This is a genomic window from Johannesbaptistia floridana, from assembly GCF_057440575.1.
Map to the genome: position 1 here is coordinate 1 of NZ_JALKVM010000184.1, position 2,345 is coordinate 2,345.

Consider the following 2,345-nt stretch of genomic DNA (forward strand, 5'->3'; position numbering starts at 1 on the left):
TCTTTACAAGACGTGGAATAAATATTGAAGAATATCCGGCTATAAAAAATTATTTACTTCAGTATAAAGATAGATTAACACCTGGTATAAAAGGAGGAAGAAAAGCAGGCAGCTATAAATGGTATGAAATTCAAGATAATGTCGCCTATTGGCAAGAATTTGAGACACCTAAAATTGTTTGGGGTAATTTATCAACAAAGCCTAATTTTTCTATAGCTGCATCTGGTGTCTTTATTTCGGCGCCTGCAAATTTACTTACAAGTCAAGCAGAAAAGCTTTTAATTGCTATTTTAAATTCTAATTTAACTAGTTACTTTATTTCTCAAATAGCCGCTATAAGAGAAGGGAGGTTTTTAGAGTATAAACCTATGTATGTTTCACAAATCCCTATACCCAAAGTAACAGAAACAGAGGGCAAAATCATAGAAAAACTAGTACAAAAATGTCTAGACGCCAAAGGAAAGCGAGTAGAAGAATATGAAGCAGAAATAGACGCAAGAGTAGGCCATTTATATGGCTTAACTTCAGCAGAAATGAAAATCATTACAGGTAAAGAAACATGAATATTATTAATCCAACTAAATTTTTACTCCTAACAACAATTAATTACACAAAACTTATTATTAGAACGTTTACTAAAAGTTTTTCTAAAAATTTTGATTTACAAATAAACATCAACCAAAAAGAAATTAATCTTAAAAAATCCAGTTTTTCCGAGCTTAATTTATTCAGAAATTTAAGTAAAAATGTATCTAATAGTGCAAAACTATATTCACAGTACCAAAAGATATTATAGCAGCGATCGCAGTGGTGTTAACAACATTTATCACTAACTTTTCCCCCCAACCCCCCTTACTCAGGGCATATATATAGCAGTAGTTTGTGTTAACACAATATATTTTGATTGATCACAAATGATCCCCCCAACCCCCCTTACTAAGGGGGGCTTTTTATTCTAAAATTTTGTCTTAGCTAGAAGCTAGACACCACAAAAGTTTACGCTCTTTTTAGCTATTATTAGAAAAAAGGGTATTTATTATTAGTAAAAATCCCCTCTCCCTGCTCAGAAGCTCCCTGCTCAGAAGCTCCTCCTCACCATTTTCTTTGTCAAGAACAAAACAGCCCTGCTCTCCCTGCTCAGAAGCTTCCTGCTCCCTGCTATACAAGGGTTTGGTGAGTTGCTTGCTTATAAAGGATAGTTTACTAAGGGGGGCTTTTTATCACAGTTATAAACATCTACAAGGCGAGTTGCTATAACAGACAAGAACTAGAAAAAAAGAAAAATAGAAAGTCAGAGAAAATTGATTTGCTGGGTAAATACTTAAAAGAAATAGGTAGTATAAGGCTTTTATCACCAGATGAAGAAATTGTTTTAAGTAGGCAAGTAGTTGAATTAACTAAATTAGAAAACAGTCAAAAAGAATTAGAATGATGTTTAGTCTAAACTCCAGTTCTTTACAACAGAACCGAAAAAACTTGCTATTATGTCGAAATTGACATAAAATACACTTAAAGTAAGCAATTATAGCAATGAGCAAAGAGATGTTTACAGTTATCATCAAAAGCCCCCCTTAATAAGGGGGGTTGGGGGGAAAAGTTTATCTAAATATGGTTAACACTACAACGAGCACTGCTATATGTATTCAGATGATAAGTATCTAGTGTGGTTAAACTCAGACCCTCGCATCTTTACCTAATGTTACTGGTGGTGGTTGAGTAATGAGTTTTGAAGTAATTTTAGAAGTGTTCTCTAAAAAAACCAATAAAACTCCAGCAAAGATTATTGAAAAATGCCAAAAACGGTTAAAAGAATACGACTCAATTTAAAATACATTTAGGAGAGAAAAGCAATGGATTTGAGTAAACGTCAACGACTAGAAGCGGCAGGTTGGCAAGTTGGAACAGTCAAAGATTTTTTAGAGTTAGAAGAATCTGAAAGCAAATTAGTTGAATTTAAAGCAACATTAATTGAGTTGTTTAAATTACGGAGAGAAAGCAAAGAACTTTCCCAAAGCGCATTAGCTGAAAAAATGCAATCAAGTCAATCGCGAGTAGCAAAAATAGAAGCAGGAGATGCTTCTTTTCAGTATTGATCTTATTATGCGTGGATTATTTTCTATGGGATTAACTCAAGAAGAAATTGCTCAAAATCTTATCTCTAAAACTCAAAGATTATTGTAAATTATATAGCGTTTCAAAGGACTCATGAGGTTGTACCTAACTCCTAACTCCTGCCTCCTAACTCTCCTGCCTCCTGCCTCCTAACTCTCCTGCCTCCTGCCTCCTGCTCCCTGCCTCCTGCTCCCTGCTCCCTGCTCCCTGCTCCCTGCTCCCTGCTCCCTGCT

The 2,345-nt window shown here is 34.9% G+C and carries 3 protein-coding genes; all 3 read left to right on the forward strand.

The features are described from left to right. On the forward strand, positions 1–563 hold a 563-nt coding region (locus MW688_RS12440; RefSeq protein WP_486736324.1), incomplete at its 5' end, for a TaqI-like C-terminal specificity domain-containing protein. Between the two features lie 743 nt (positions 564–1,306). Next, positions 1,307–1,432: a sigma-70 factor domain-containing protein gene (locus tag MW688_RS12445; protein WP_486736326.1), complete on the forward strand. Its 126-nt coding sequence runs from the start codon at positions 1,307–1,309 to the stop codon at positions 1,430–1,432. A gap of 418 nt (positions 1,433–1,850) precedes the next feature. After that, positions 1,851–2,093 (forward strand): helix-turn-helix domain-containing protein, encoded by a 243-nt coding sequence (locus MW688_RS12450; protein WP_486736327.1) that lies wholly within the window; start codon positions 1,851–1,853, stop codon positions 2,091–2,093. The last annotated feature ends 252 nt before the right edge of the window (positions 2,094–2,345 follow it).